The organism is Microbacterium sp. ABR10 (genome assembly GCF_057812175.1).
Genome location: NZ_CM173821.1, coordinates 598,574 through 624,049 on the forward strand (window position 1 = coordinate 598,574; position 25,476 = coordinate 624,049).

General features: G+C 69.5%; 25 protein-coding genes. 8 read left to right on the plus strand and 17 right to left on the minus strand.

Translation table 11 applies throughout. The annotated features are described in order from the left end of the window. Positions 1 to 40 precede the first annotated feature (40 nt). Positions 41 to 733, plus strand: a complete 693-nt coding sequence (locus ACXKZF_RS02665) for an endonuclease/exonuclease/phosphatase family protein (protein WP_183418524.1) — start codon at positions 41 to 43, stop codon at positions 731 to 733. 68 nt (positions 734 to 801) lie between these two features. Here the strand turns inward: ACXKZF_RS02665 and ACXKZF_RS02670 are convergent, their stop codons facing one another. Both ACXKZF_RS02670 and ACXKZF_RS02675 read right to left on the minus strand, forming a co-directional pair. Further along, positions 802 to 1,356 (minus strand): hypothetical protein, encoded by a 555-nt coding sequence (locus ACXKZF_RS02670; RefSeq protein WP_488985302.1) that lies wholly within the window; start codon positions 1,354 to 1,356, stop codon positions 802 to 804. 188 nt (positions 1,357 to 1,544) lie between these two features. Next, complete coding sequence (locus ACXKZF_RS02675; RefSeq protein WP_488985303.1) at positions 1,545 to 3,311, minus strand: DUF4012 domain-containing protein; 1,767 nt, start codon at positions 3,309 to 3,311, stop codon at positions 1,545 to 1,547. 76 nt (positions 3,312 to 3,387) lie between these two features. Here ACXKZF_RS02675 and ACXKZF_RS02680 point away from each other — a divergent pair, with 76 nt between their 5' ends. Further along, positions 3,388 to 4,020, plus strand: a complete 633-nt coding sequence (locus ACXKZF_RS02680) for a hypothetical protein (protein WP_488985304.1) — start codon at positions 3,388 to 3,390, stop codon at positions 4,018 to 4,020. Between the two features lie 39 nt (positions 4,021 to 4,059). On the opposite strand, the gene ACXKZF_RS02685 is transcribed toward ACXKZF_RS02680, so the two are convergent. Continuing rightward, positions 4,060 to 5,727 carry a sensor histidine kinase gene (locus ACXKZF_RS02685; RefSeq protein ID WP_082485115.1) on the minus strand — a complete coding sequence of 556 codons (1,668 nt, stop codon included), beginning with the start codon at positions 5,725 to 5,727 and terminating at the stop codon, positions 4,060 to 4,062. 82 nt (positions 5,728 to 5,809) lie between these two features. Continuing rightward, a complete protein-coding gene (locus tag ACXKZF_RS02690; protein ID WP_488985305.1) occupies positions 5,810 to 6,883 on the minus strand; it encodes a hypothetical protein in 1,074 nt (357 codons plus the stop codon). 143 nt (positions 6,884 to 7,026) lie between these two features. Here ACXKZF_RS02690 and ACXKZF_RS02695 point away from each other — a divergent pair, with 143 nt between their 5' ends. After that, positions 7,027 to 8,496, plus strand: a complete 1,470-nt coding sequence (locus ACXKZF_RS02695) for a glycosyltransferase family 2 protein (protein WP_055959292.1) — start codon at positions 7,027 to 7,029, stop codon at positions 8,494 to 8,496. A gap of 89 nt (positions 8,497 to 8,585) precedes the next feature. On the opposite strand, the gene ACXKZF_RS02700 is transcribed toward ACXKZF_RS02695, so the two are convergent. After that, positions 8,586 to 9,458, minus strand: coding sequence for a response regulator transcription factor (locus ACXKZF_RS02700; protein ID WP_488985306.1), 873 nt, complete (start codon positions 9,456 to 9,458; stop codon positions 8,586 to 8,588). 117 nt (positions 9,459 to 9,575) lie between these two features. Next, positions 9,576 to 10,589 carry a glycoside hydrolase family 6 protein gene (locus ACXKZF_RS02705; RefSeq protein ID WP_488985307.1) on the minus strand — a complete coding sequence of 338 codons (1,014 nt, stop codon included), beginning with the start codon at positions 10,587 to 10,589 and terminating at the stop codon, positions 9,576 to 9,578. A 74-nt stretch (positions 10,590 to 10,663) separates the two neighbouring features. Between ACXKZF_RS02705 and ACXKZF_RS02710 the strand changes: the two genes are divergently transcribed. Then, positions 10,664 to 10,978, plus strand: coding sequence for a DUF7882 family protein (locus tag ACXKZF_RS02710; protein ID WP_314455415.1), 315 nt, complete (start codon positions 10,664 to 10,666; stop codon positions 10,976 to 10,978). Between the two features lie 6 nt (positions 10,979 to 10,984). On the opposite strand, the gene ACXKZF_RS02715 is transcribed toward ACXKZF_RS02710, so the two are convergent. Together ACXKZF_RS02715 and ACXKZF_RS02720 are read right to left on the minus strand one after the other, a co-directional pair. Then, positions 10,985 to 11,440, minus strand: a complete 456-nt coding sequence (locus tag ACXKZF_RS02715; RefSeq protein ID WP_314455418.1) for a MarR family winged helix-turn-helix transcriptional regulator — start codon at positions 11,438 to 11,440, stop codon at positions 10,985 to 10,987. Between the two features lie 96 nt (positions 11,441 to 11,536). Beyond that, the gene (locus tag ACXKZF_RS02720) at positions 11,537 to 11,830 is read right to left on the minus strand and encodes a sigma-70 family RNA polymerase sigma factor (RefSeq protein ID WP_243222802.1); all 294 of its coding nucleotides are present in this window, start codon (positions 11,828 to 11,830) and stop codon (positions 11,537 to 11,539) included. 148 nt (positions 11,831 to 11,978) lie between these two features. On the opposite strand from ACXKZF_RS02720, the gene ACXKZF_RS02725 reads away from it, so the two are divergent. The 4 genes from ACXKZF_RS02725 to ACXKZF_RS02740 all read left to right on the plus strand — a co-directional run bounded on the left by ACXKZF_RS02725 (position 11,979) and on the right by ACXKZF_RS02740 (position 14,021). After that, the gene (locus ACXKZF_RS02725) at positions 11,979 to 12,356 is read left to right on the plus strand and encodes a DoxX family protein (RefSeq protein WP_488985308.1); all 378 of its coding nucleotides are present in this window, start codon (positions 11,979 to 11,981) and stop codon (positions 12,354 to 12,356) included. Next, positions 12,341 to 12,904, plus strand: coding sequence for a 2'-5' RNA ligase family protein (locus ACXKZF_RS02730; protein WP_488985309.1), 564 nt, complete (start codon positions 12,341 to 12,343; stop codon positions 12,902 to 12,904). Before ACXKZF_RS02725 ends, ACXKZF_RS02730 begins: the two co-directional genes overlap by 16 nt. Next, positions 12,898 to 13,275, plus strand: a complete 378-nt coding sequence (locus tag ACXKZF_RS02735; RefSeq protein WP_055959278.1) for a PPOX class F420-dependent oxidoreductase — start codon at positions 12,898 to 12,900, stop codon at positions 13,273 to 13,275. Before ACXKZF_RS02730 ends, ACXKZF_RS02735 begins: the two co-directional genes overlap by 7 nt. A gap of 254 nt (positions 13,276 to 13,529) precedes the next feature. Next, positions 13,530 to 14,021 carry an FBP domain-containing protein gene (locus tag ACXKZF_RS02740; RefSeq protein WP_488985310.1) on the plus strand — a complete coding sequence of 164 codons (492 nt, stop codon included), beginning with the start codon at positions 13,530 to 13,532 and terminating at the stop codon, positions 14,019 to 14,021. A 210-nt stretch (positions 14,022 to 14,231) separates the two neighbouring features. On the opposite strand, the gene ACXKZF_RS02745 is transcribed toward ACXKZF_RS02740, so the two are convergent. From ACXKZF_RS02745 to ACXKZF_RS02785, 9 genes are all read right to left on the minus strand, one after another. Beyond that, the gene (locus ACXKZF_RS02745; protein ID WP_488985311.1) at positions 14,232 to 15,197 is read right to left on the minus strand and encodes an LLM class F420-dependent oxidoreductase; all 966 of its coding nucleotides are present in this window, start codon (positions 15,195 to 15,197) and stop codon (positions 14,232 to 14,234) included. 169 nt (positions 15,198 to 15,366) lie between these two features. Further along, positions 15,367 to 16,389: a TerC family protein gene (locus ACXKZF_RS02750; RefSeq protein ID WP_055960180.1), complete on the minus strand. Its 1,023-nt coding sequence runs from the start codon at positions 16,387 to 16,389 to the stop codon at positions 15,367 to 15,369. 246 nt (positions 16,390 to 16,635) lie between these two features. After that, the gene (locus ACXKZF_RS02755; protein WP_488985312.1) at positions 16,636 to 18,192 is read right to left on the minus strand and encodes a glycoside hydrolase family 32 protein; all 1,557 of its coding nucleotides are present in this window, start codon (positions 18,190 to 18,192) and stop codon (positions 16,636 to 16,638) included. 79 nt (positions 18,193 to 18,271) lie between these two features. Continuing rightward, entirely contained in the window at positions 18,272 to 19,666 is a 1,395-nt protein-coding gene (locus ACXKZF_RS02760) for a glycoside hydrolase family 32 protein (protein ID WP_055959269.1), read from the minus strand. Beyond that, a complete protein-coding gene (locus ACXKZF_RS02765; protein ID WP_055959267.1) occupies positions 19,663 to 20,652 on the minus strand; it encodes a LacI family DNA-binding transcriptional regulator in 990 nt (329 codons plus the stop codon). Before ACXKZF_RS02765 ends, ACXKZF_RS02760 begins: the two co-directional genes overlap by 4 nt. 16 nt (positions 20,653 to 20,668) lie before the next feature. Further along, the gene (locus ACXKZF_RS02770) at positions 20,669 to 21,580 is read right to left on the minus strand and encodes a carbohydrate ABC transporter permease (protein ID WP_055959265.1); all 912 of its coding nucleotides are present in this window, start codon (positions 21,578 to 21,580) and stop codon (positions 20,669 to 20,671) included. Continuing rightward, on the minus strand, positions 21,580 to 22,458 hold the full coding sequence (locus ACXKZF_RS02775) for a carbohydrate ABC transporter permease (protein ID WP_055959263.1): 879 nt from the start codon (positions 22,456 to 22,458) through the stop codon (positions 21,580 to 21,582). Before ACXKZF_RS02775 ends, ACXKZF_RS02770 begins: the two co-directional genes overlap by 1 nt. A gap of 76 nt (positions 22,459 to 22,534) precedes the next feature. Further along, a complete protein-coding gene (locus ACXKZF_RS02780) occupies positions 22,535 to 23,872 on the minus strand; it encodes an ABC transporter substrate-binding protein (RefSeq protein WP_488985313.1) in 1,338 nt (445 codons plus the stop codon). 39 nt (positions 23,873 to 23,911) lie between these two features. Then, the gene (locus tag ACXKZF_RS02785) at positions 23,912 to 25,384 is read right to left on the minus strand and encodes a family 43 glycosylhydrolase (protein WP_488985314.1); all 1,473 of its coding nucleotides are present in this window, start codon (positions 25,382 to 25,384) and stop codon (positions 23,912 to 23,914) included. Positions 25,385 to 25,476: the final 92 nt, after the last annotated feature.

Below are 25,476 nucleotides of genomic sequence, written 5' to 3' on the forward strand. Positions count from 1 at the left end.
TCGGGAGGCGCCGTGCAGCCGGACGTATGCTGACATCGCCATGAAGGTCATTTCCTACAACCTCAACAAGCACCGTGCTGCCGGTGAGCTGACCGCGCTCCTCGAGACGCACGGGGTGGATGTGCTGTGCCTGCAGGAGTGCGACACGAACGACATTCCCGAACAGGTCGGAGGGTTGCGTCTCGCCGAGGCCACCCAACGCAACCGCCTCGGTCTCGCCGTGTACTACCGGGAGAACACGTTCCGCGCCGAAGAGGTGCGGGCCATCTCGTTGAAGAAGTCCCTGCACGACTATGTGCTGAAGCCCGCAGAAGAGCGGATGCTGGGGGTTCGGCTGCGTGACATCGACACGGGGCGCGACGTGATCGTCGCCTCCTTCCACGCCGCGCCCCTCACCGCCCTGAACTCGCTGAGACGACACCAGATCCGCACGGCGCTCACCGAACTCCAGAACCTCGGGCCCGGCCTTCCCGCGCTGATGGTGGGGGACTACAACTACCCGGTCTTCAAGGAGAATCTGGGACAGAAGGTCCGTGACCAGGGCTATGAGTTGACCCTGAGCGACGCGCGCACCTACACCCGCTACCGCTTCTTCCGCGGACACTACGACTTCGCGACCTCGGTCGGATTCGACATCGCCCACATCACGACGCTGCCGCAGGGTCTCAGCGACCATCTGCCGATCCTCATCACGGCCGAGGTCACGGCATCCCGCGGCGGAGGGCTGGGCTGATCCTCGACAGGTGAAAGACGAGGAGGGGGTCGTCCGAAGACGACCCCCTCCCGCGTTCGGGCGGTGGGTCAGGATTGCGCGCTGCGACGACGACGGACGACGGTACCGATCGCCACTGCGCCGCCCGCGAGGACGAGCGCCCCGCTTGCGATCCAGAGGCCGGCGGTGTTGCCGGCGTCGAAGCCGGTCACGGCCAGGCCGCCCTTCGCGGGGGACGTGATCGAGCCCGCCGGGGTGACGGTCACACTCGAGTGCAGCACGACACCGCTCGTGGCGCCGGTGAAGGTGAAGTAGTAGACGCCCTTGGCGTTGCTCGGGAAGCGCACCGGCGTCTTGAGGTAGCCGTTGACTGCGCGGGAACGCAGGGAGTCGTTGGTCTCGGTCGCGACCGAGGCGAGCGTGATGCTCTTCGCGGCGCCGCCGGTGACGGAGATGATGATCTCTTCATCGCCCTGGTAGGCCGCGCGGTCGGTGGTGAACGTGGCAACGCCGCCGGGGGCGGCCACCGACGGTGAGACGCTGATGACGGCGGGGTCGGTGTAGGCGTTGGCGGCCGTGGGGGCCATCAGCGCGGCCGCGGCGAGCGAGAGCGCAACGACGGCCCGGACGATCTTGGTCTTCATGGTGTGCCCCATCTGCTTGGCGAAGTCGAGCCGGCACGGGGATACGGGGCGAGGTCCGCCTGCCGCAGTCCGAGTGGCTTCTAGCGGAGAGTCTTGTGGAGGAGGAGTGTGCGACTCGCCCGGTACGAGCTGGTTTCACGCGGTGATGCCGTGGAGTTCACCCCATTGCGGGGCACGTCCGTATGCGGTCACCCGGGGAACCGGCACTCCCCGCCGCGGGGGAGCTCGGAGCTGTCACGGGTGGGTGTGGCCACGGCATCCAATTCGGGGGTGGCTGTCAGTCGCACGAGGAGGTCGAGCCGCGCGGACTCGCCGGGGGCCACGCGCACGGACCACTTCACCACCTCGCGGCCGTCGTGCACCCCGCCGGCGAACCCCGCCGCGTCGTCTTCGCCGGTCGTTCGACGCTCGAGGAGTTCCGCGCCGGGTGGGAGGTAGACGTAGACCCCGGTGAGGGCGTCGCCGACGGGCACGCCGTACTCGCCGCCCCCGGTCACGTATGCCGGGAGCGAGGCGGGGTCGGGGGCGTCGCTGCGCAGCTCGACGTGCACCGAAGCCACGTCGGCGCCGCACCACGCCGTCTCGACGAGGGGATGGAGGTAGTAGTCCATCTTGGAGCCCGTGCCGTCGTTCAGGTAGACGCCGAAAGTGCTGCGCGTACCGTCGGAGACGGGGAGGGCGCCCTGCAGGGTCGACCCCTGGAGCACGGCTTGCTCCGCGGCGTCCGCGTTCCAGACGAGCAACCGCCGCTCGCGTCCGGCCTGGCCGACGGCATCTACCAGGGCCCTGGGATCCACCCGACCTTCGGCGAGGGCCTGGAAGACCGCCGCCGCCGCGCCCTGGAAGAAGGCGTCCTGGTCGCGCGGGTCGGAGTAGCGGCGATAGGTCTCGTCGAGAAGGAGGCGGACGGCGTTGTCGGCGGTCAGGTCATCGCCGGATGCCAGACGCACGGGGCCCGTCGCGCGCAGCAGATACGACAGGGTCACGGGATCCAGGGCGACCACGGCGTCGACGGTCGTGCCGTGCACGCGGCGCCACATCTCCCGCGCGAGGGGTGCGCCGACGGGGAAGTCGGGCACCTGCGTGGTGTTCTGCAGGTATCGGGCGGGACGGGTGTCGTAGATGCTCTGCACATCGGCCGCGAGACCGGCCACCGGCGCCGCGCCCAGGTCGCCGAAGTCGGCGGAGGACGCCTGGGCTGCCAGCGTCATCCGGCCGTCGAGGGTGTCGAGCTGGGCGACCGCGCCGACGACACCGCCGAGCGAGCGCCACTCGGCGTTGTTCTGGAACAGCACGAGCGTCGATCGAGGGCCGTCGGCGCCGAGCATCACCGGCAGGAGACGGGCGGCGCGTTGGAGCGCGTCGGCCCCGTCGGCCGCCGTGTCGAGGAGCTCGCCCGCCTTCGAGACCCCCTCCGCCATACGCCCGATCAGCGGGCCCTGATCGATGGCGGACAGACGGTCGGCCGATTCCCTGAGCGTGGATGCGGCAGCGGTGGCCGCGGGGGCGATGGCGGCGATCCTCGCGACATCGACGGTGCCGTCGACGGGTCGGATCACCTCGACCGACAACTCGGCGGAGGCGTCGGCCAGCGGCTCGAGGGCGCTGACGGCGCTGTCGATCGCACTCGCGGTGTCGGAGACGGCCGACAGCTGCGGTCCGATCCACGGAAGCGCCTCGGCGAGTCTCCAGACGGGGTCGCCGGTCAGTTCGCGTGCCGCGGACGTGTCGTCACCGATGGACGCGAAGACGATCGTCGCGGCCGCGGGATCGTCGAGGGCGCTCGTCGCGTCCGACACCGCCGCCTGCGCCTGCAGCAGGTGCGTCTGCGCGAGAGCGGCTCGCACGCCGATCCACGCGGTGAGCGCGATTCCCGCGAGGGCGATGAGACAGACCGTGCCGGCGAAGGCGCGGCGCGCACGAGACGAGGATCGAGGGCGGGGTTCGGCGATCACGCGATCACCCTAGGCGGATCGTGGGGGGCGGCCGGCGGCACCTCTAGGCTGAAGGGATCTACTCGGGGGAGAAGCTATGGAGCTGACAGCGGGACGTGTCAGGGCGATCACAGCGGTGGCGCTCGCCGCGGCGTGCGTGACGACGATGACCGGGTGCGGCGCCCCGCCCTGGGCGCAGGGTGCGGGGGAACCTTCCGCCCCCTCGGCTGCGCCGACCGCCTCTGTCGCCCCGCAGCCCGTTCCCAACGATCTGTCGAGCGGTTCCACCCAGCGCACCTTGACCGCCGGTGCCGTGACGGCGCAGGTCGATTACTGGTCCACGTTGTCGATGGATCGCTGGACGTCGACGGAACTGAAGCCCGTGAACCTGTCGATGGTGACGACGGTGACGCCCGACGACGGCCAGAAGGTCTACCTCCAGCGCGCAACCATGACGGCCGTGCCCGGCAACTCCTCGGAGTCGCTGTCGCCCCTGACGCCGCAGGTCGACCAAGCAGACGCCCCCGGCTATCTGGTGCTCTCGCCCTACAGCTACTCGCAGACCTTCACCGTCGGCGAGGTTCCACCCGATGCAACCTTTGTCACCCTGCGCTTCACCTTCGAGTACCTCGTTCAGACCACGCCGACCTCGGACGAATTCGCGAAGCAGACCGCGAGCGACTCGCTCACCGTGGCGATCGCCGGCGGCGGGGCGGTGTCGGGCGGGTAGTCGTCGGGAGCGGCAGCCTCGCTCGGTGCGACCGCGTGTTCAGGAGGGGTGATCGTCTGAGAGCGCAGGCAGGATGACCGTCACGGTGGTGCCGACGCCGAGTTCGCTCTCGAGGAAGAGCGATCCGCCCTGATCCTCCACGATGGTGCGGATGATCCCCATGCCCAAGCCGGTACCCGGTGTGGCGCTCTCGCGCGCCGACCGCGCGCGGAAATACGGATCGAACACGCGCGGGAGGTCATCGGAACCGATGCCGATGCCGGAATCGGCGAAGCGCAGGATGACGTCGTCGGGGCTCACCTCGCCGGAGATGCGTATCGTGCCGCCGGATGGCGTGTACTTGATCGCGTTGCTCAGGATGTTGTCGAAGGCCTGGCGAAGGCGGAAACCATCGCACGCCACATCAGCGGTCGGGGGGAGTTCGTCGAGAACGCTGACGCCGCGCGAAGCGGCCGCGGGGCGGAACGACTCCAGCGAAGACGCGATGATCCGACTCGCGTCGGCGGAGGTGGGTGCCGCCATCTCGCGGAACACCCCGCGGGAGGACGCGAGGATCTCCGAGATGAGCTTCTGCATGCGCTCCCCTGCGCCGGCGATGACCTCGAGCTGCTCGCGCACCTTGGGCGCAAGGGTGGGGTCGTCGAGGGCGAGATCGGCGTGTCCGACGATGGCGGTGAGCGGGTTCCGCAGCTCGTGCGACACCGTGGCCGCCAGGCGCTCGCGTGCTCGTTCGGATTCGATGAGCGCGGTCACATCGTGGACGATGAGCAGCGTGCCCTCCGGCTCGTCGGACGAGACCAGCCGTCGCGTCGACACCGACAACGCGCGCCACTCGCCGCGGGTGTCGAACAGCCACACCCTCTCATCGTCGAGCTGCTCACCGCGCGCCGCCCGGGCGAAGGGACGCTCGTTGTCGGGCAGGGGCTCGCCGCGCAGCGTCGCGTACTCCACCGCACCACCGGGGCGTTGCGGTTCGTCGCGTTCGACACCGTAGAGGGAGACGTAGGTGTCGTTGAGGGCCAGGACCTCGCCGTGCGCGGAGAGCCGTGCGATTCCGGTATCGAGACCGTTGAGCATCTGCGATACGCGACGCTCCTGGCCGGAGACGCGCTGCAGCGTGCCCTGCAACCGGCTCGCTTGACGCCGGAGCAGCTGTTTGAACGCGCGGGTCTGTCGGGCGGACAGGTACGCGGTGATCGCGATGAATGTCAGCGACAGCAGGACGACGAGCAGCCGGAGCGCGGAGGACGGCCCTGCCGCGTTGAGCGTCACGTCGACGAGGATGACGACCGTGACCGCACCGAGCGCGGAGACGAGGGGGACGAGCGTGAAGTGCGTGGCGATCCACATGATGGGGAACACCCAGAAGAATCCGAAGCGGAGGTCAGTGCCGACGCTCATGAGTCCGATGGCGATGATGTCACCGAACGGGATGAGGGAGACGGCAGCGCGGGGGACCCGATGCCAGGGCACGACGATGGCTACGGCCGTCAGGGCGATCACGACGCCGACGCCGGCCGAGAACGGCCAGTAGGAGAACAGTGTCGGTTCGATCATCTGGACCAGCAGGACGGTGATCATGACGCTCGCACCGAGCAGGAGCTGCAGGAGCCACACGGACCGCGTGCGTCCGCCGGGACCGGCTGCGTCGTCATCGCCCGCGGCGTCCGGGAGTGCCGCAGACGGGAGGCTCCTCGGCGATGCCATGCCTGCGAGTTTATCGACGCCGAGGGGGGCTGCGGCGGTCGCTCGATCGGGTCCCGTCCCCCGTGAACGTGGGCTCATCGCTTCACCGGAGCGTGCCGGAGCGCGGACGCGGGATGCGGCGCTTCATGAGTGCGGACAGACCGTCGACCGTCGAGACCAGGGAGTACTGGAAGGAAAGGTCGGGAACGTCGTCGGAGCCGAGGAGGTCCATGCGCCGGGCCCACGCGCGACGAATGGCGTCTTCCGTCTCATCGGTGGCCGTCTTCACCGAGGAAACGGCGAACACGGTATCACGCACGGGAATGCCTGCCGCTCCGTCGGGTAGCGCGTCATCCACCGCATCAGCCGCTGCTCTCAGCATCTCGCGCCCGCGGTCGATGCTGTGTGCGGTCCGGATGAGGTCGAGCTCGGGCACGTGCACCACCGTGACCCGCAGGCGACCGTGCGCCGCGATCAGACGCCCGGCCTCGCGCCGGAGGGCTCCACGGTCGTGGGCGCGCGTGCCGGGTGACGGTCGGTCGTCGAGTTGGCGGCCGAGGCGAACCGCGCCCACGGTGACGAAGGCGATGGCGACCGCACTCACGATGGCGGTCGCCTCGGCGGAGAGGGGCCCCGGCTCCACCAGAGGGGCGGTGCCGACCGCCGCGACCACCGCGAGCCGTACGACGTTGTAGGCGGCGAAGACCCCGAGGGTCCACGTCAGCACCCGTGTTCCGCGCAGGTCGCCCAGCGGACGATGCGCGCACTCCACCGCGCCGAGCAGGGCGAAAACGGCGAGCCCGGCGGTTTTGAGCACGGTCGCGTCCTCGAGGGAGACGACGAAGGTCAGTCCCAGGAGGAAGATCCCGGTCGCGACGACACCGATCGCGCCGACGGTGCGGCGGAGATTGAGGCGACGCGCACCCGCCCACAGCAGACCGGCAGCCATCACGTTGGTGGCGTTTCCGCCCGCGGCGGCTGCGGTCCCGGCGCCCGCCGCCTCGAGGACGTTCATCGCCCCGCACAGCAGGGCGGCGAGCGCCGACATCCCGAAGTACCGCACCATCTCGGCGCGGGCCCCGCCGCGATCGTCGTCGCGCCGTCCGTGGGCGAGGAACAGGACGGTGAGGGCGAAGACGGCAGCCGCGATTGTCGACACGAGCGCAAGGACGATCATGCGACGCTCGCTCCTCGAAGACGGACCGGCGAATCTTGCGCGAATCTTGCGGAGGCCGGGCCCCGGCGCAGGCGGGGCGTTGCGGCGGGTGGCCCAGAGTCGGTACCGGCCAACAGGTCACCCGCTGAGAGGAAGGCCCCGTCATGACCGATGTGCGAGAGTTCACACCCCGCTCGCGCACGCTTCGCGTGCACGAGCTCGAGCAGACGCCGGTTCACGACGAGACTCTCGCTGACGAGTTCGCGTCGGTTCTCGAAGACACCAACGTGCACCGCTCGACGATCGGGTGCGTGATCCCCGCCTACAACGAGGAGGAGTCGATCGCGGGCGTCATCGAGGCGCTTCTCGCGCAGACCCGCGTGCCGGATGTCATCCACGTCGTCGTCAACAACACCTCGGATGCGACGGTCAAGATCGCCTCCGCCTACAGCGGTCCCCATGAGCTGCGCACCGATCTCGGAGAGCAGTTCACCGAGGTGTTCGTGCACGACATCGGAAAGAACCCCGACAAGAAGGTCGGGGCGCTCAACTACGGCTACGCCCTCGTCGAGGGATACGACTACCTGCTGGGCGTCGACGGCGACACCGTCGCCGACAGTCGGGCCGTGGAGTACCTCGAGAGCGAGGCCGTCTCGGATTCGCGCATCGGCGGCATCTCGGCGATCTACACGATCGACGACAAGCCCATCACCGGTGCGATGGCCCGCTTCCTCATCGCCGGACAGCGGACCCAGTTCGCCGCCTTCAACCTGCAGAACATGCTGCGCGGGCGCAACATGGCCGTGCTCGGGGGGCAGTTCTCGATCTTCTCCACGAGCGCCCTGCGCGAGGCCATGGCGCAGAACCATCAGTCGACTCCGTGGGTGAAGGACTCCGAGGTCGAGGACTCGCTGCTCTCGCTGCAGATCAAGAGCGCCGGGTACCTCACGAAGATCAGCCCGTTCGCTCGCGCCGACGTGGGCGGCATGACCACCCTCTCGGCGTACGACGCGCAGCAGGTCAAGTGGACCTATGGGGCGATCGAGCTCATGTGGCCCGGTCAGCGGGGCGACACGAAGGGTCAACCCTTCCACCCGAACCTGCGCCTGCGGTGGTTCGAGAACTTCGGCATGCTGACCAACCTCTTCGTCCGAGTGGCGTTTCTGACGCTGCTCGCCGGTTCGCTGTCGATCGATGCCTTCGCGTTCTCGCCGCTGTGGCTCATCCCGCCGGCGGTGGCCATGTTGTTGAACCTGCGTATCGCGCGCACCATGAAGAACGTCAACCGCACCGATATCTTTTTCGCCGTGCTGTTCCTGCCCGCTGAGATCTTCATGTGGGTGCGCATCAGTCACTTCGTGCGCTCGTGGTCTCGCTTCCTGTCGCGCAAGAAGGTGGACAACTGGGCGATGCAGGCGAAGGCGGAGCGCGGCGGGGGGCTGGGGCACTGGGTGCCGCTGCTCGTCCTCGTCGCCGCCGCCGTCGCACTGGCCGTCATCTGGATGCTGGTCGGGCCGACCGTCCAGTCGTCGATCCTGTGGATCGGGTGGCCGATCGTCGGGGTGGTCACCGTGCTGCAGACGCTGATGATGTTCTCCAAGCTCGTTCGTCGCCAGCACGGCTTCAAGGTCTGACGAACGATCGCCTCCGATCGCCCGAACGAGAGGAGGGGCGGATGCCGCGGCCCCGGGAGGGGGCGCGGCATCTGTTTCGTGCGGCGACATCAGGACGCGGAGTGCTCCGACGTCAGGCGATACCCGACGCCCCGGACGGTCTCGATGTAGCGCGGGTTGGCCGGGGTGTCGCCGAGTTTGCGGCGGAGGTTCGTCATGTGCGCCTCGATCGCCCGCTTGTCGGCGTCGCCGACGAAGTAGCTGGTGACGTAGGACTCGCCGCGGAGAACGAGTGTGAGGTCCGCTTTGCTGCGGACGCGTCGCTTGGACTCCATCAGCGTGGCGAGCAGATCGAACTCCGTGCGGGTGAGGTCGAGCTCGTCACCCGCGAGCCGCACGAGTCGACTGTCGGGATCGAGGTGCAGATCGCGATGAACGAGCCAGACGTCTCCGGGGGAGACGATCTCGCCGACGGATGGACGCACGACGACATCGGTCCCCGTGGTCGGGCCCGCCTCGTCGGCCTCCGATCGAGGAGCAGGAAACGACGGGCCGACGCTCTCCTGCCGCGGCGCGGGCGCGGGCGCACCCGCCTCACCGGCGCGCGGTCGGCGCAGCAGCGCCTCGATTCGCGCGCGGAGTTCGCGGGGCCGGAAGGGCTTCACCACGTACTCGTCGGCCCCGGCCCCGAGACCGAGCACGACATCGGCCTCCTCCTCGAGGCCCGTGAGCATGATGATGTACGTGTCACTCTGCTGACGGATACGACGGGCGGCTTCGAAACCGTCGATGCCGGGCATGTTCACGTCGAGCGTGGTGATGAGCGGCTGGTACGCGATGACCGCGCGGACGCCGTCGATGCCGTTCCCCACGGAGACCGTGGAGAACCCCGCCGACTCGAGGACGTCGGCGAGGAGATGCCGGATGTCGGGGTCGTCTTCGACGATGACCGCCGTTTTCGCCAGCGCTGTGGTGTCGCTCATTGCCCAACTCCTCCGCCTTCGCGCGTGACGCGCCCGCGTTCTCCCCCGAGACACGGTGTCGCATTGCGACGAGCGCAATCTTGGCACACTTCGTGTCGTGGACAGCGGCTGCGCCGGTCAGCGACTCTCCCTCGTCAGCTCGACCGCGGCATCCGGCCACCACGTGCCGGCGGCAGGACCGCCGTTGCACCACCCGTCGCTCTCGCCGGGAGGCTTGATCCAGAGGTTCGTGTCGACGACTTCGTCGCCGAACGAACCGCTCGGACTGCCGACGAGGCGGCCGCTCGGGTTGCACCATTGCGCTCCCGCGGGGCCCGCCCCGTTGCGCGAGGTGTCGATGACGGCGTGCGTGCCGCCCAGGCGATCCGACAGGGCGTGCGCGTAGGCGATCTCGGCGGTGGTGTCCTGGTAGTTCGAGACGTTGAGGGCGATTCCGCGCACCTCGGGCAGGAGCTCCGTCGCCTGGAGCAGCGCGGCCATCTCATCTACCGGATGCCAGGCGGAGTGTCCTGCATCGACGTAGATAGAGATGTCGTCGCCCCTGAGGTTGTCGACGGCGCGGCGCAAATGGGCCGTGCGCTCGGCGATCGAGCCGCACGACGAGGCGAGGGCGATGCTGTCGGGCTCGAGGATGACGATCTTGTCGACGCCGGCTACCGCGTGCAGCGCTCGACCGATGCGCGCGGTCCATTCGCCGTAGGCGTCGGGAGCGAGGCCTCCCGCCGACTGATTGCCGCAGTCCCTGTCGGGGAGACCGTACACGGCGAGGGACAGGGCGGCACCCTGGTCGCGTGCCTCGTCGAGGAGGCGGGCCACGCGCTCCTCCACGGCGTCCACGGGGTCGGACTCCGGAGTGAGCCACACGGTGGTCGGCTGCTGCGCCAACCATTCCGCCGCGGCGGTCTGCTCGAGGTCGGCGGCGGGGTCGGATGCGGCGCTCGCCGCCTTGGATGCGGCGGGCACGAGGATACGTGTGCCGACGTGCGGGGGCGTCGGCGACCCGGCGAACAGGGAGGCCACGGCGATACCTCCCGCGGCGATCACTGCCACCGCGCCCAGCGCGACGACGACGCGGCGAGCGACGTGCGGACGCGGTCGTCGTGACCTCGGAGTCAGACGCGGTGTCGGCACGCGAAGCACTCTATCCATCACGATGCGCGTATCCCTCAGATAGTTCATGAGCCGCAGCGATATAGACTCGTCCGGTGGGAAAACTGGTTTACAACACGCTCGGTCACACATTCGACATCGAGGACCGGACGCTCTCACACCTGCGCGTCGTCTTCATGAACAAGCTGCGCCGCAGCGAGCCGTTCATGTTCCACTTCCCGATGGGGGACGGAAGCGGCACGCGGTCCCTGTGGGTCTCGCCGTCGATCCCCCTCGTCTTCCACTTCTACGGCAGCAGGCCCCCGCAGCTGAACCGCCGGTGGATCGAGGACCTGATGAACGAAGCCAGCGCGCCCCAGGGACTCAGCGTCACCCCAGAGCCCGATGCCGACTCGCCGTCCAGCGCGTGATCGCGCTCAGGCGCATTCCGCGTCGACGACCTCTCGCACGCGGTCGAGGAACGCGGCCACGTGGTCTGCCGCGTCGTCGGGCAGCTCGGCGGCGAAGGCACGGATCTGCGCCGTGACCGGATCGATGGCGTCGGGATCGGTCCCGCGGTCGAACGGCACGACGAATTTGCTGCGCCTGTCGGTCGGATTCGCGACGAAGGCGATCAGACCACCGGCGTGCAGCCGGTCGAGCATGCCCGTCACCGATGCCGCGGAGATGCCGAGGTGCTGAGCGAGTTCAGAGGGAGTGACTGTGGCTCCCGCATCGGCACGCTCGAGGATGAAGCGCATCGCGGCGCGCGCGTTCTCGCTCGGTCCGCAATCGGACTGGCGGCGGCGGGCGAGCCGCGCCTCGGCGAGGCGTAGGCGCTCGACCGCCCGTGCAGCGGTGGTCGCGGCGTCGTCTTCGATCTCGATCGTCATACGTCTCCTCGAGGCTCAGCCACCCGTGCCGTCATTCTAGTTCGACAGCCGAGAATCACGGTGGTGGAACGAAATCGGACCACGCGCCCGCGAACCCTATCGACGGCCGGTGGCGTGGCGGTGGGCTATCGCGGACACCCACTGCATCCCCGGGCAGGGCGGGGCGCTGCGCCCGCGCATGCGTTCCCACGCCTCGAGGTAGATGCCCTCCAGCAGCGCGTCGGCTCGGGCGGCGACACCCGTCACCGACAACAGCACCGCGTACACGCGCGACGCCGTCGCATCGTAGAACGCCACGAAGGCCTCGCAGTCGCCCGTGGCGGCGCGCACGAGAAGGGCATCGAGATCGCCGTCGCGGGTCGCGGGGGACGCGGCGTCGGTCATGGTCACGGTGCACCTCCTTGTTCGTGATCCAGTCAACCGGGGCAGGCGGAAGGCGGCCCGGGGTTGCGGAATCCGGACGGGTGCCGTAGAGCCCGTCATGAGCGCCTCGTCAAGCCCGCAGAGCCCGCCCGCAGGGCGAACTAGCGTGTCTGGCATGAGACCTGTCGTGCGTTGGACGCTGGCTGCGGCCATGATGTTCGCCGGTACCGCCCACCTGACCTTCGCGCGTCGTGATTTCCAGGCGCAGGTGCCCGACGTCGTCGTCGAGCGCGGCCCGCTGGACCGGGATGCCGTGGTCGTGGCATCCGGAGTCGTCGAGGCCGCCTTCGGTCTGGCGCTCGTGGCTCTGCCGCGGGAACGGCGCCGGATCGGTGCCGCGCTGGCGGCGTTCTTCGTCGCCATCTTCCCCGGCAACATCGACCAGTGGCGCAAGGGCCGCTCGGCGTTCGGGCTCGACACCGACCGCAAGAGATTCGTCCGCCTGCTCTTCCAGCCGCTGCTGGTGGCAGCGGCGTGGTGGTCGACGCGCTGAGTACCGTGTCCTCCGTCGTCAGCTTGGAACTCGTGTTCGACGAGCCTTCGGATGCCGCGGTGCGCCGGGAGTGGGACGCGCTGCGCGCTGCCGATCTGCCGAGCCAGGCGCGCCACACCGGCGAGAGCAACCGTCCGCACATCACGCTGCTCGTGCGCCCCGAGCTCGCCGACGCCGATCTTTCGCCGCTCGCCGCGGAGCTGCCTCTGAAGCTCACACTGGGCGCGCCGCTGCTCTTCGGGGCCGGCCGGTCGCGAGTGATCGCGCGGTCGGTCATCCCCTCGGTCGAGCTGCTGGATCTCCATGCCCGCGTCCACGCACTGGCGGACCCCGGGGAGGACGCCATCCATACGCGGCCCGGCGCGTGGACGGCGCACGTCACCCTTGCGCGGCGTGTGCCGCTCGAACGCATCGGTGAGGCGTTGGCGGTGCTGGCCGAGACGGGGGAGACGGAGCTCGCCGTCACCGCAACCGGCGTGCGCCGGTGGGATTCCGCCACGCGGACGGTATCGGACCCGGTCGGACGTGGCACGCTGGAGACGTGCTGACCGACGACGCGCGCTCCTTCCTGAGCGAATATCACCTGGCCACCCTCTCGACCGTCGGACGTTCGGGGCGGGTGCACGCCGTCCCCGTCGGCTTCACCTACGAGGACGGCGTCGTGCGCGTCATCGGTTCCCGCGGTACGCAGAAGTTCGTCAACGCCGCACGGAGCGGGCGCGCCTCGATCTGCTCCGTCGACGGCGGGCGCTGGATCAGCTTCGAGGGCACGGCCCGGGTGAGCGACGACGCGGATGCCGTGGCCCACGCCGTCGATCTCTATGCAGCGCGTTACCGCCAACCGCGCGTCAACCCCGACCGCGTCGTGCTCGAGATCGCGGTGGAGCGCACGCTCGGCTCCGCGGCCCTGCGCGCCTGACCGGCGTATCGTAGGGGTATGGTCCCCTCTACCTCGTCGATGCCCTCCGGGCGTGAGGGGGTCGTCGGCGCGCGGAGCGCCGGCGGCAGAGGCGCTCTGCGCGCCGCCTTCCTCGCCGGGTGACCGGTGCCGACGTCCCGCCGTTCGTGCGGGCGTCGCCGACCCGTGGTCGTCTGACGACCGGGTCCCTTCGTTCGCACGCCCTGCGGACGCCCTGCCGCCTGCTGCCCGGGCGGCCCATCGACGGGAACACCATGCACGCCCTCTCCGCAACCGCCCTCCGCGCCTCGTTCGTCAACGTCTCCACCCGTGAGCGCGGCGCGATCGTCCTCCCCACCGACATCGAAACCACCGACTGGGACCGGCGCGACTACGTCGGTTGGCGCGACGCCAAGGCTCCGCTCCTCGGGTTCGTCGTGGCCGAGATCGACGGAGAAGCCGTCGGCCTGCAGCTGCGCCAGGCGGAGCAGCCCACGCGCTCACGGCCGCAGTGCTCGTGGTGCTCTGACATCACGCTGCCCAACGACGTCGTGTTCTTCTCGGCCCGCCGTACGGGCAAGGCCGGGCGCGCCGGGAACACGGTCGGCATCCTGGTGTGCGCGCAGTTCGAATGCTCGCGCAACGTCCGCCGGCTCGATCCACCCGCATACCTCGGGCACGACGCGCCAGCCGCGCGCGACCGCCGGATCGACGGCCTGCGACAGCACGTGGACACCTTCTTCCGCGATCTGCGCGACGGCGTGTAAGGAGGGGCGGTCGTCTCGTCGCCGTGTTCGTGACGGTCCCCGCGCCGATGGCGGCTCAAGGAACTGTGTGCGGACCGGGGGACTGCGGGCCGAGTCGAACAACCCGGCGAGTCCTCTGCGGGGCCCGGCGCCCGGGGACCTCTCCGCGGGACCCCGGGGACCACTGCGTGGTCTTTCCGGGCCCCGCGCGCGGAGGCACCCGGGCGGCAATCAGAGCGCGCGGAGCTTGTCCAGAAGAGGGGCGGCGATCTCGTCCACGAACTGCTGCTGCTTCTCGTCGCCGACCTGGACGATGGCGATGTCGGTGAAGCCGGCGTCGATGAAGGGACGCACGCTCTCGGCGAGCTTGTCGAGGTCAGGGCCGCACGCGATGGACTCCGCTACGTCTTCTGGACGTACGAACTGCGACGCGCCGGCGAACCCGGCCGGAGTCGGCAGATCGGCGTTGACGGCCCACCCTCCCGCGAACCAGCGGAACTGATCGTGTGCGCGCGCGATCGCGGCATCCCTGTCGGGATCCCAGCTGATCGGGATCTGCCCGATCTTGCGCGACTCGCCGTCGTGGTGCTCGTCCCAGCCCTTCACGATCTCGGCGTCGGGTTCCGTGGTGATCAGGTGGTCGCCGAGCGGGGCGAATCGCTTGATGGAATGCTCGCCCGAAACGGCCACGCCGATCGGGACGCCGCCGTCGGGCCCATCCCACACCCGCGCCGAGTCGACGCGGAAGTACTCCCCGTCGTAGGTGACGAGGTCGCCCGTGTGGAGGGCCCGGATGATCTCGATGGCCTCCACGAGCATGTCCTGGCGGGCGTGCACCGCCGGCCAGCCCTCGCCCACGACGTGCTCGTTCAGGTTCTCGCCCGAGCCCAGGCCGAGCGTGAAGCGCCCCTCAGACAGCAGCTGCAGGGTCGCCGCCTTCTGCGCGACCACCGCGGGGTGATACCTCACCGTCGGGCAGGTGACATAGGTCATCAGTTCGACGTCCGACGTCGCCTGCGCGACAGCGCCGAGCACGGTCCAGGCGTAGGGTGCGTGCCCCTGGCTCGTCAGCCAGGGGGAGTAGTGATCGCTGGAGACGAGGAAGTCGTAGCCGGCGCGCTCGGCGCCGACGGCATAGTCGACGAGCGCCCGAGGGCCGCTCTGCTCGGTCATGAGGGTGTAGCCGAATCGCGTCATGCCCGCCACGGTAGGCCGCGGAATCCGCCCGCTCGCCGGGGTTGCGCACCGATGCCGGATACGGCAACGGGCCCGCGGCGTGCGCCAACGGGGACGTGGCGTGCGCTGCGGGCCCGCTGCGGGGCTCGGTTGCCGGGACGTGGCGTGCACCGCGGGCCCGGGCGAGGGATCAGTCCTCGGGAGCGTGGATGACCTTCTCGCCGTCGAAGGTCTCGCGCTCCTTCGCCTGGCGGTCGTTGCGCGTCTTGCGCAGGCTCAGCCACGTCGCCACCGCCACGGTGGCCGCGATGAACAGCAACGAGAACCAGATCGGGATCTCCGGGGCCCACAGCATCGGCTCACCGCCGTTGATGAAGGGGAGCTCGTTGACGTGCATGGCGTGCAGCACCAGCTTCACACCGATGAAGGCGAGGATGACGGCCAGACCCTGTGCGAGGTAGACCAGGCGCTCGAGCAGACCGCCGATGAGGAAGTACAGCTGGCGCAGACCCATCAGGGCGAAGGCGTTGGCGGTGAAGACGATGTACGCCTCGTTCGTCAGGCCGTAGATGGCCGGGATCGAGTCGACCGCGAAAACGAGGTCGATGAAGCCGATCGCGATGATGACGAGAAGCATCGGGGTGACGAAGCGCTTGCCGCCCTTCTTCACGGTCAGCTTGTCGTCGTTGTACTGCTCGCTGACGGGCAGCACTCGGCGCACGAACTGCATGAACTTGCCGTTGGCCGGGTCGCTGTCGCCGTGGGCGAAGGCCTGGCGGTACGCAAGGAACAGCAGGAGGGCGCCGAAGATGTAGAAGATCCAGGAGAAGTTCTCGATGAGCGCCGCGCCCACGGCGATGAACGCGCCGCGCATGATGAGCGCGATCACGATGCCGACCATCAGAACCTTCTGCTGATAGATCTTCGGCACGGCGAACCCGGTCATGATGATCAGGAACACGAAGAGGTTGTCGATCGACAGGGCCTTTTCGGTCAGGTAGCCGGCGAAGTACTCGCCGCCGAAGGTCCATCCCGAGAAGACCCCGATGCCGACGCCGAACAGCAATGCCAGACCGATGTAGAACGCCGACCACCGGGCGGACTCGGCGACCGTGGGCTCGTGAGGCTTTCGCACGTGCGCGAAGAATTCGAAGACGAAGAACGCGATCGTGACCGCGATAGTGATGATCCAGACGAGGGGTGTGACGCCCAAGACGGCCTCCAAGGGAATTCAGGTGTACGACAGAACACCAAGGTCTCCTCCACCCGGCGAATGGGCCGACGTCCCGGGTTCACGATGGCGTGGACCGTACTGACGAGATCGTCGCGGTGGGAGTACTCCCCTTGCTCGCACCGATTCTACGGGATGCCGCCCTGTGAGCAGGCACTGGACCGCGAAGCCGCCGCTGTGCTACCCCGGGGACGCGCCGTGCGCGCCCCCGGGTGTCCCCTCTTCCCCCTACACCGGCACCGCGAACTCGCGGATCGTGATGCCGGAGAACAGGGCCGTGCCCCCGTCGGCGTACAGCGAGATGCCGGTGTCGCCGTCGAGGAAGTGCACCTGCTGAGACAGCACCGTGTGCCCGGCGTTGACGAAGACCTCGACGCTCTGCCGGTCGACGAAGATGCGCAGGTGCACCGACCGGGCGGCGGGGTCGATCGGCGCCGCCGCCCGCGTATAGGGCGAGAGAGCGTAGCCGCTGCGTTCGGAGGGCCCCCGGTCGACGTACAGATCGGCGCCGTACTTGCCGATGTTGGTGTGTCGCGAGCCGTCGCCGGAGCGACCGACCGAGACTCCCACGTTGTCGGCATCCGTCCACGAGATGTCGAGCTCCAGCTCGTAGGCGCGACCCGTCCAGGGCAGCACCGCGCCGCCGTTCACCGCGCGATCGGGAAGCGTGACCGTCGATGTGGCGCGGGAGGCCAGAGCGGCGATGGGGGCGCTCAGGAGGCTGTACCACCCGCCGGACTGCCGTGCCAACCGCAGCTCGCGCACGATCGAGTTCTGACCGTTGTACCCGTCGGTGACGTCGGTGGGCACGTCGCGGGCGGCGTATTTCCAATTGTTCATCCACCCGATGGCGAGGCGTTTCGTGTCGGGGGCCTCGATGCTCGGCCAGGTCACCGCGCCGTACCAGTCCCATCCCCAGTCGAGCCACTGGGGGGTGAGGTCGTCGGCGACGAAGTGGGTGCCGTTCCACGTGCCCATCCAGTACGCGTAGGTCATCGGAAGGCCCACCCCGTAGGCATCCATGCTGGCCCCCAGCACCCAGTGGCGGGTGCCGTCGTCGGCGGTCATCTCGAACAGGTCGGGGCACTCGATGCCGCCGAGCTGCGGGTTCGGGTAGTCGAAGTTGCTGCGCCAGGTCCACTGCCGCAGGTTCGGCGAGGTGTAGAAGCCGGCGTAGCGGGCGCGCCCGAGGGCCATGACCCACTCGCCGCGCACGGCGTCCCAGTGCACCTTGGGGTCGCGGCACCACTCGGCGTTGTCGATCTGGGCGGGGGTCTGGGCGGTGCGGCCGTCGGTGTTGACCAGCACGGGATCGGGCAGCATGGTGAAGCTGAACCCGCCGTCGGTCGACCAGTAGAGGTACTGCTCCTGATACTTGCGGATGCCGTCGGTGGGACGGGTCGCGAGCGCGATCACGGTTCCCGCGCCGAAGCCGGCGGTGTTCGCCGCATCGACGACGAGGCATCCCGACCACACCGGCACGCCGCCGGTGAGCGGCATGACCGCGCCGTGATGGGTGAAGCTCACGCCGTCGGTGGTGGCGTGATCCCACCCGCCCGCCCCGTTGTTGACGTCGGAGTGCAAGTAGTAGAGCTGGTACTGCCCGCCGGAGACGATCGGACGCTGCGGGTCGCACAGCCAACCGGTCGGGGGTGTCATGTGGAACAGTGCGCGCTGCGACGCGGCCGCGTAGGCGGACGGGGCGGAGGTGGAGGCCAGGGCGAGGCCGAAGGCCCCGGCCCCGGCGCCCTGCAGGAGGGCGCGTCGGGAGATCTCGAACGGCATGGTGCTACTCACTTCCTCGTGATCGGCGGGCGCGGCGGTGCGCCCGCCGGGTGGGCCGGCGGTTCAGGGGAGACGTCGGTCAGGCGGCCGCCGGAGCCGCGGGACCTTCCTGCGCGGCGTCGCCGGTCGCGCCGACGCGTACCTCTCCGACGCGCACGGTGGGGACGACGGAGGTCTCAGCGCTCGCCGAGACCGTGATGGGTCCGGCGCCGAGGGTGACCAGGTGCGAGAGCACCGTGAGACCGTCGTCGGTGAAGACCTCCAGCAGCGGACCGTCGATCACGAGCGTCAGGGCGCCCGAGGCGGGGTCTGCCAGCGGGGCGGTGCGGACGCCGGCGAAGTCGGGGTGCAGACCATCGGCTGCGCGTCCCGTGCGCGAGACGGAGAGCGTGCGGGCGGCGGGGTCGTGGACGACCTCCACCACGGCATCCCCTTCGCCCTCCAGCCGGAGGCGCACGCTGCCCGCGGCGGCAGGATCCCACCGCACGTCGAGCACGGCGTGCGGCTCGAATCGCAGCGAAGAGGCGTCGAGCTCGCCGGACGGAGGCAGCACGGGGTGCTGGACGAGGTGGAGCGCGTCGTCGATGCGGCGCAGCCCGAGCGTCCGCGGCGACGACATGGCCCCGCGCCACGGCGAGGACGGGACGACGTGGGCGTAGCGCCAGTTGCCCATCCACGCCAGCATCACCGCGGAGCCACCGGGGGCGCTGTCGAAGGTGACTCCGGCGTAGCAGTCGCGGCCGTGGTCGAGCGGACGCAGATCGCCGTCGAGGGAGTGGAAGACGCCGTCGACGAGGTCGCCGACGACGTAGTGCATCGCCGAGCCTGCGGGGTCGGCGTCGTCGCCCACCGGGTTGGTGCTGAGGAGCAGCACCCAGACGCGTTCCGTGGTTCCCTCCACCGGCAGCCGCACGAGGTCGGGGCATTCCCACACGACGCCCTCGGAGCCGAGCGGGCCGAACGATCCCGTCTCGCGCCAGGTGGACAGGTCGTCGGAGGCGTAGAACACCACACGGCGCTCCACCGCTTCGACTGCGAGCATCAGCCAGCCGCCGCCGGGCACGCGCACCACCTTGGGGTCGCGGAAGTCCGAGCTTCCTCGATCGAGCACCGGGTTCGCGGCATCCATCGTCCAGGTCGTGCCGCCGTCGACGCTGGTCGCGCGCGATTGGGCCTGGATGCCGCGGTCGTACGCGCTCGTGTAGAACGCGCTGAGCGTGCCGTCGTCTCCCGCCACGATCGAGCCCGAGTAGATCTGCTCGCCGGGTCGGTGGCGAAGCGCCACGGGATGCTCGTCCCAGTGCAGGAGGTCGGCGCTCGAGGCGTGGCCCCAGCTCATGTTGCCCCAGTCGTTGCCCTCGGGGTTGAACTGGAAGAAGGCGTGCCATCGGTCCCCGGTGAAGACGAGCCCGTTGGGATCGTTCATCCAATTGCGGGCGGGGGCGAGGTGGAATCGGGGGCGGGGAAGGCTCATACGGATTCCCGGGGGACGGAGGGGCACGCGATCAGCTGCCGCGCGCCGGTGGCGGGGGACTCGAGGCCGAGCAGTGTCCGCACCCCTGCGGCTCCGAGCTCGTAGTGGGGGAGCGCGACGGTCGACAGCGGCGGTCGGAGGTGCGCGGCGATGACGTCCTGGTTGTCGAAGCCGATCACGGCGACGTCGTCGGGGATGCGCAGGCCGCGCTCGCGCAGGCCGTCGTACAGTCCCATCGCAACGCGGTCGTTGTGGCAGAACACCGCCGTCGCGCCCGAGGCGACGACGGCGGCGGTCGCGTCGTAGCCGCCCTCCTGCTGGGGTGCGGCCTCCAAAACCAGCGCGTCGTCGCGGGCGATGCCCGCCGCCCCCAGCGCCGAGCGATACCCGGCCAGTCGGCCGCTGCGCGCCGGCGAGGGCGACGTGGTGTTCACGAACGCGATGCGGCGATGCCCCGCGGCCAGCAGGTGCTCGGTCGCGGTGCGTCCGCCCTGCTCTTCGTCGGGGACCACCGCGGCGAACGAGTCGTCGCCCGCGAAGCAGTTCACCAGCACCGTCTCGGTGTGCTGCAACGGCGGCGGCACCTCGATCTCGCGGTGATACCAGGTGGAGTACAGGATGCCGCGCACCTGGTGCTCCAGCATCATCGCGATCGCGTCGTTCTCGGCGGCGGCGTTGCCCTCGGTGTTGGCCACGAGCAGGACGAAGCCGTGACGCCAGGCCTCGTCCTGGGCGCCGTGGATGATCTGACCGGCGAAGGGCGTGGTGGCGATGGCATCCGCCACCAGCCCGATGAAGCGAGAGCTGCCCTCCGACAGCGTCTTGGCCAGGGCGTTCGGGCGGTATCCGAGCGCCACGATCGCCTCCTGCACGCGGCGTCGCGCATCTTCGCCGATGCGGGCGCCCGGCTTGTCGTTGACGACGTGCGACACGGTCGCGACTGAGACGCCGGCGGCCTTGGCGACATCGCGCATGGTCGTGGTCATGAGGGGGTCCTCGCGTTCATCCCTTGGTGGCTCCGCTCTCCAGGCCCGCGATCATCGCTTTGTTGAGCACGAGGAACACCAGCAGCAGTGGCGTCACCGTGACGCACACCGCCGCGAACGTCGCCGTCCAGTCGGTGTTGCCCATCGCTCCGATGTAGTTTTGCAGGCCCAGCGGGATGGTCTTGAGCCCGTCGGAGAGCACGAAGGTGTTCGCGAAGATGAAGTCGTTCCAGATGAAGATGCTGTTCACGAGCACGACGGTGATGATCGTGTTGACCGAGAGGGGCGCGGTGATCTGCAGGAAGATGCGGTACGGGCCCGCTCCGTCGAGCGAGGCGGCCTCGTAGAGCTCGCGCGGGATGTACTCGTAGAACGAGGAGAACAGGTACACGCCCATCGGCAACGAGAACGCGGCCAGTGGCAGGATCATCGACAGGTGGGTGTCGAGCAGCCCGACCTGCGAGTAGTCGATGAACAGCGGCACGAGCGCGATCTGCACCGGCACGATGATCCCGAGCAGGAACAGCGCCCGCACGAACCCGCTCAGGCGGAAACCGAGCACCTGCAGTGCGTAGGCCGCCATCATGCCGGCGACGACGATCAGCAGGCTCGCCCCGAGCGTCACGATGAGGGAGTTGCCGATGTTCAGCAGCAGGTTGCCGGTGCCGAAGGCGCGGGCGTAGTTGTCGAGCGTCCACTCCCGCGGCAGGGCGAACGGATCGCCGCCGGCGAAGTCCGCGGCGCTTCGGAAACTCGTGAGGAACAGCCACAGCAGGGGATACACCTGCACGATCACGATCAGCACGACGGTGACGGTCAGCAGGGTGCGCTGCACCCGCAGGCGCGGCGAGCGCTGGACCCGGCGGTTCTCGGGCTCGGGAGCCCGGGGGGCGGATGCCACGGGGGCGGGGGTGAGGGTGATGCTCATCACGCGTCCTTCCGACGCAACAGCAGGAAGATGAGGCCGACGGCGACCAGGCACTCCACGACGATGAAGACCGAGATGGCACTGGCGTAGCCGTAGTCGGTGTGGACGAAGGCCGTCTTGTACATGTAGGTGGTCAGGAGCTCCGACGCCTGTCCCGGGCCGCCGTTGGTCAGCAGGTACGGGATGTCGAAGCCGCGCAGGGCGAAGGTGGTGGCCATGACGGTGGTGGTGATCCACACGGGGCGGATATAGGGGAAGCGGATGCGCCAGAACGTCTGCCACCACGAGGCGCCGTCCAGGCGCGCGGCCTCTTCGAGCTCCTTGGGCACGGCGATGAGCGCTGCGTAGATGATGAGCATGTACAGGCCCGTGAAGCGCCATCCCTCGGGGATCGACACCGCCGCCAGCACGGTCTGCACATTCGACAGCCACGCCGTCTGCAGGCCCTCCAGGCCCACCCAGGCGAGCAGCTGGTTGACCAGGCCGACCGGCTCCAGCGAGTACACGCGCAGGAAGAGGAAGGCGATGGCGACGGTGGAGATGACCGCCGGCAGGAGGTAGAGCGTCTTGACGAGCTCGCGAGCCCGGGGGAGGGCCGTCAGCAGACCCGCCACAGCGAGTGCGCCACCGAGCTGCAGTACCAGGCAGATGGCGAGGTATCCGAGGGCGTTGCCGAACGCCGTCCAGAACACGTCGTCGCGGGTGAACATCTTGACGTAGTTGTCGAGCCCGACGAACTGCAGGTCGGTGATGCCGTCCCACTCGAACAGGCTCAGCACGAGCGACTGACCGATGGGCAGCAGCACGGCGGCGCTGTACAGCGCCAGGGGCGGGAGGAGGAAGACGGCGACCGCCCACCCCGATCGCCTCGGAAGCATCGAGGTTCGCATCGGCGCGCGGCGCGGGATGGGCCGGCCGGCCCCGGTCACCCGGGGCCGGCGAGGTGCGAGCGTGTCAGCCACCGACGTTCTCCGTCAGGGCGGCATCCATGGTGCTCACGAACTCATCGGGCGTGATGTCGCCCTGCACGAGAAGGGTCAGCTCCTGCTGCAGGCGGGTGTTGGTGGCGGGATCGAGCTGGGTGTCCCACGGCATGGCGATGTTCTCGCCGACCTCGCCCGCCTGGGCGATCGCCCGGCTGTAGAGCGGGGTGGCGGCCGCCGGGATCTCGGTCTCGACGCCGGTGGTCGGCGACAGGGCGCCGGAGGCGGCGACCTCGGCGGGGTAGCGCTCGAGGGCGAAGGCGAGGAAGTCGCGTACGAGCGGGTCGAAGGTGGCGGAGTTGACGGCCATGCCGATGCCCGACGGGGTCACGTACTCGTCGTCGGCGGTGACGGCGTCAGGGAGTGTGGGGAGGGTGAAGTAGTCGACGCTGTCGCGGACGCCCGCGTCGAGCTTGTCGGTGGCGAGGTTGCCGAGCTCCCACGTGCCGATGTTGTAGACGGCGGCCTTGCCCGAAGTGAATTGCGCCTGCGCGTCGGCGTAACCGGTGGAGGAGAACCCCTCCTGGAAGCAGCCGGCCCGGCCGAGGCCCGAGAGCCACTCGGCGGCGGCGCGCCCGGGGGCGTCGGAGAACTTCGCCTCCCCGGTCTTGAGCTTCTGCACGTACTCGGGGCCGGCCTGACGGAAGGGGTAGTACGCCATGTAACGCTCGAGGGGCCAGCCGTCGGCGCCGTCGAGGGCGATGGGGGTGATGCCCTGTGCGCGAAGCGCCTCGCACATCGGTGCGAAGTCGTCGAGCGTCGCGGGCACCTCGACGCCGGCCTGCGCCAGCAGGTCGCGGTTGTACCAGAAGAACTCCAGCTGGAACTCGAACGGCACCATGTACAGCGAGCCGTCGTCGAAGCGCTGGTAGTTCAGCGCCGCTTCGCGGTAGTCGTCGGCCATGCCCAGGTCCTCGAGCAGCAGGTCGACGTCGACCATGCGCCCCTGGCCCGCGAGCTTCTGCGCGAAGGGGGTGGCATCCGTGTCGAAGAGCTCGGGCAGCTTGTTCGCGGCGGCGAGTGTCTCGTACTTCTGGATGTAGCTCGGCCGATCGGGCGTGGTGATGAGGGTCAGCGCGAAGCCGGGGTGGCTGGCTGCGTACTCGTCGGCGATCTTCTGCATCGCGGTGATGACCCCGCCGTCGGCGGGGCGCGAGAGCAGCCAGGAGATCTCGCGGGGCTTCACCTCGCCCTCGGGGTCGATGTTCGTCGGGTCGCCGCCGCCACCGGTGCCGGCGCAGCCGGAGAGGACGAGGGCGGTGGCGGCGGCCAGGGCGACCCAGGAGGCCGTGCGTGCGTGGTGGACCATGTGAATCTCCGTTGATGTGTGGTTCGGGTGCGGGTGGAGTCAGGAAGAGGTGACGAGCAGGGTGTCGCGCCGGGCCGTGGGGACTCCGCCGTCGGTTTCGCGAGTGGTCACCTCGAGCGCGACAACGCTCACCGCGCCCTCGCCGACGAACGCGCGGATACCGCCGGTCGTGCGGTCGTAGAGGCGGGTGCTGAGGGTGACGGCCCCGTCGACGGTGGCGACGCACAGGTCGCCGTCGACGATCACCTCGAGCCGGTGCGGGCCGGCGTCGAGCGTGACGGCGCGTTCGAGCTCGACCGCGAAGGGCACGTCGCCCGAGATCTGCCACTGCTCACCGCCGGTGCGACGACGCGGCCAGCGGTCGAAGACCAATCGGTTGCGGCGCGGCTCCAGACGCAGGATGTAGCCCTCGTCGCCGTCGTCGCTCGCGCGCAGCACGAGGCCGCACTCGGTCGTGCCCCCGGCGATGTCGAACACCGCATCGATGCGGAAGGCCGCCGGGGCGGTTTCGGCGACGACGAGGTCGGCGTAGCCGTCGGGGGCGGAAAGAACGGCTCCGGATGCCACGGCGGCGACGCCCTGATCGAAGCTCTCGCCCAGTTCGACCGGGGGGTGGAACCGCAGTGTGCCGTCGGGGTCCTGCTCGGCCTCCAGCACCGAGAGGGTGCCCGCCCACTGCCAGGCGCCGTCGTCGACGCCGCCCTCGCGCGAGGCGATCCAGCCGAAGAAGAAGCGCCGGTCGCCCCGGGCGGCGGACTTCGCCGCATAGTAGGCGCGGCCGTCGAGGCTGTCGTCGGCGGGGACCGTCCAGGGGCCGTGGACGCTGCGCGAGACGCGGTAGCGGGTGGTGAAGGACTCGCTGAACTCGGAGTAGACCAGGTACCACCAGCCGTTCCACTCGAACACCTCGGGGCACTCGTGCGCGATGTAGCGCCGCGGGTCCCAGAACGGCTCGGCGGGTTCCCACGTGCGGAGGTCGCGCGAGACGCACTGCGCGATGACACCGCGGCGGCGCTCGGGTCCCTCGGCGTGCCGGGCGGTGACGAGCATGCGCCACAGGCCCGCGTCCTCGTCGCGGAAGACGAACGGATCGCGCCAGTCGGCCGTCTCGTAGCCCGTGGTCGCGCCGAACGTGTGCGCCGGGTGACGCTGCCAGGTGCGCATGCCGTCGGTGCTGGTCGCGTGCAGCACGAGCTGCAACGGCAGTCCGTCGGCGCCGCGGCGTTCGGGGTTCTGACCGGTGTAGAAGAGGTGATGGATGCCGTCGGCCACGGCGACACTGCCGGTGTAGACGTTGAAGTCGTCGGCATCCGGACCGCCGGAGGGCAACGCCGCGCCGGTTTCGGTGAAGGTGACGAGGTCGTCGGTGACGACGCGGTGCCACGGCATGCCGACCTTCGGCGTCCGGCGCGACTCGTGCAGGTAGAAGAGGTGGAAGCGGCCGTCCTCCTGCCACGGGATGACGTCGCCGACCCAGGCGTGGGGCGGGCGGAAGAACCCTCGTTCGTGCATTCGGATGACTCCTCGTCGAGACTCACTGCGCCGATGAAACCCGTGTGGTTAATCGGTTACGCAGAAGCTAGCAAGCTCTCCGAGTAATGGTC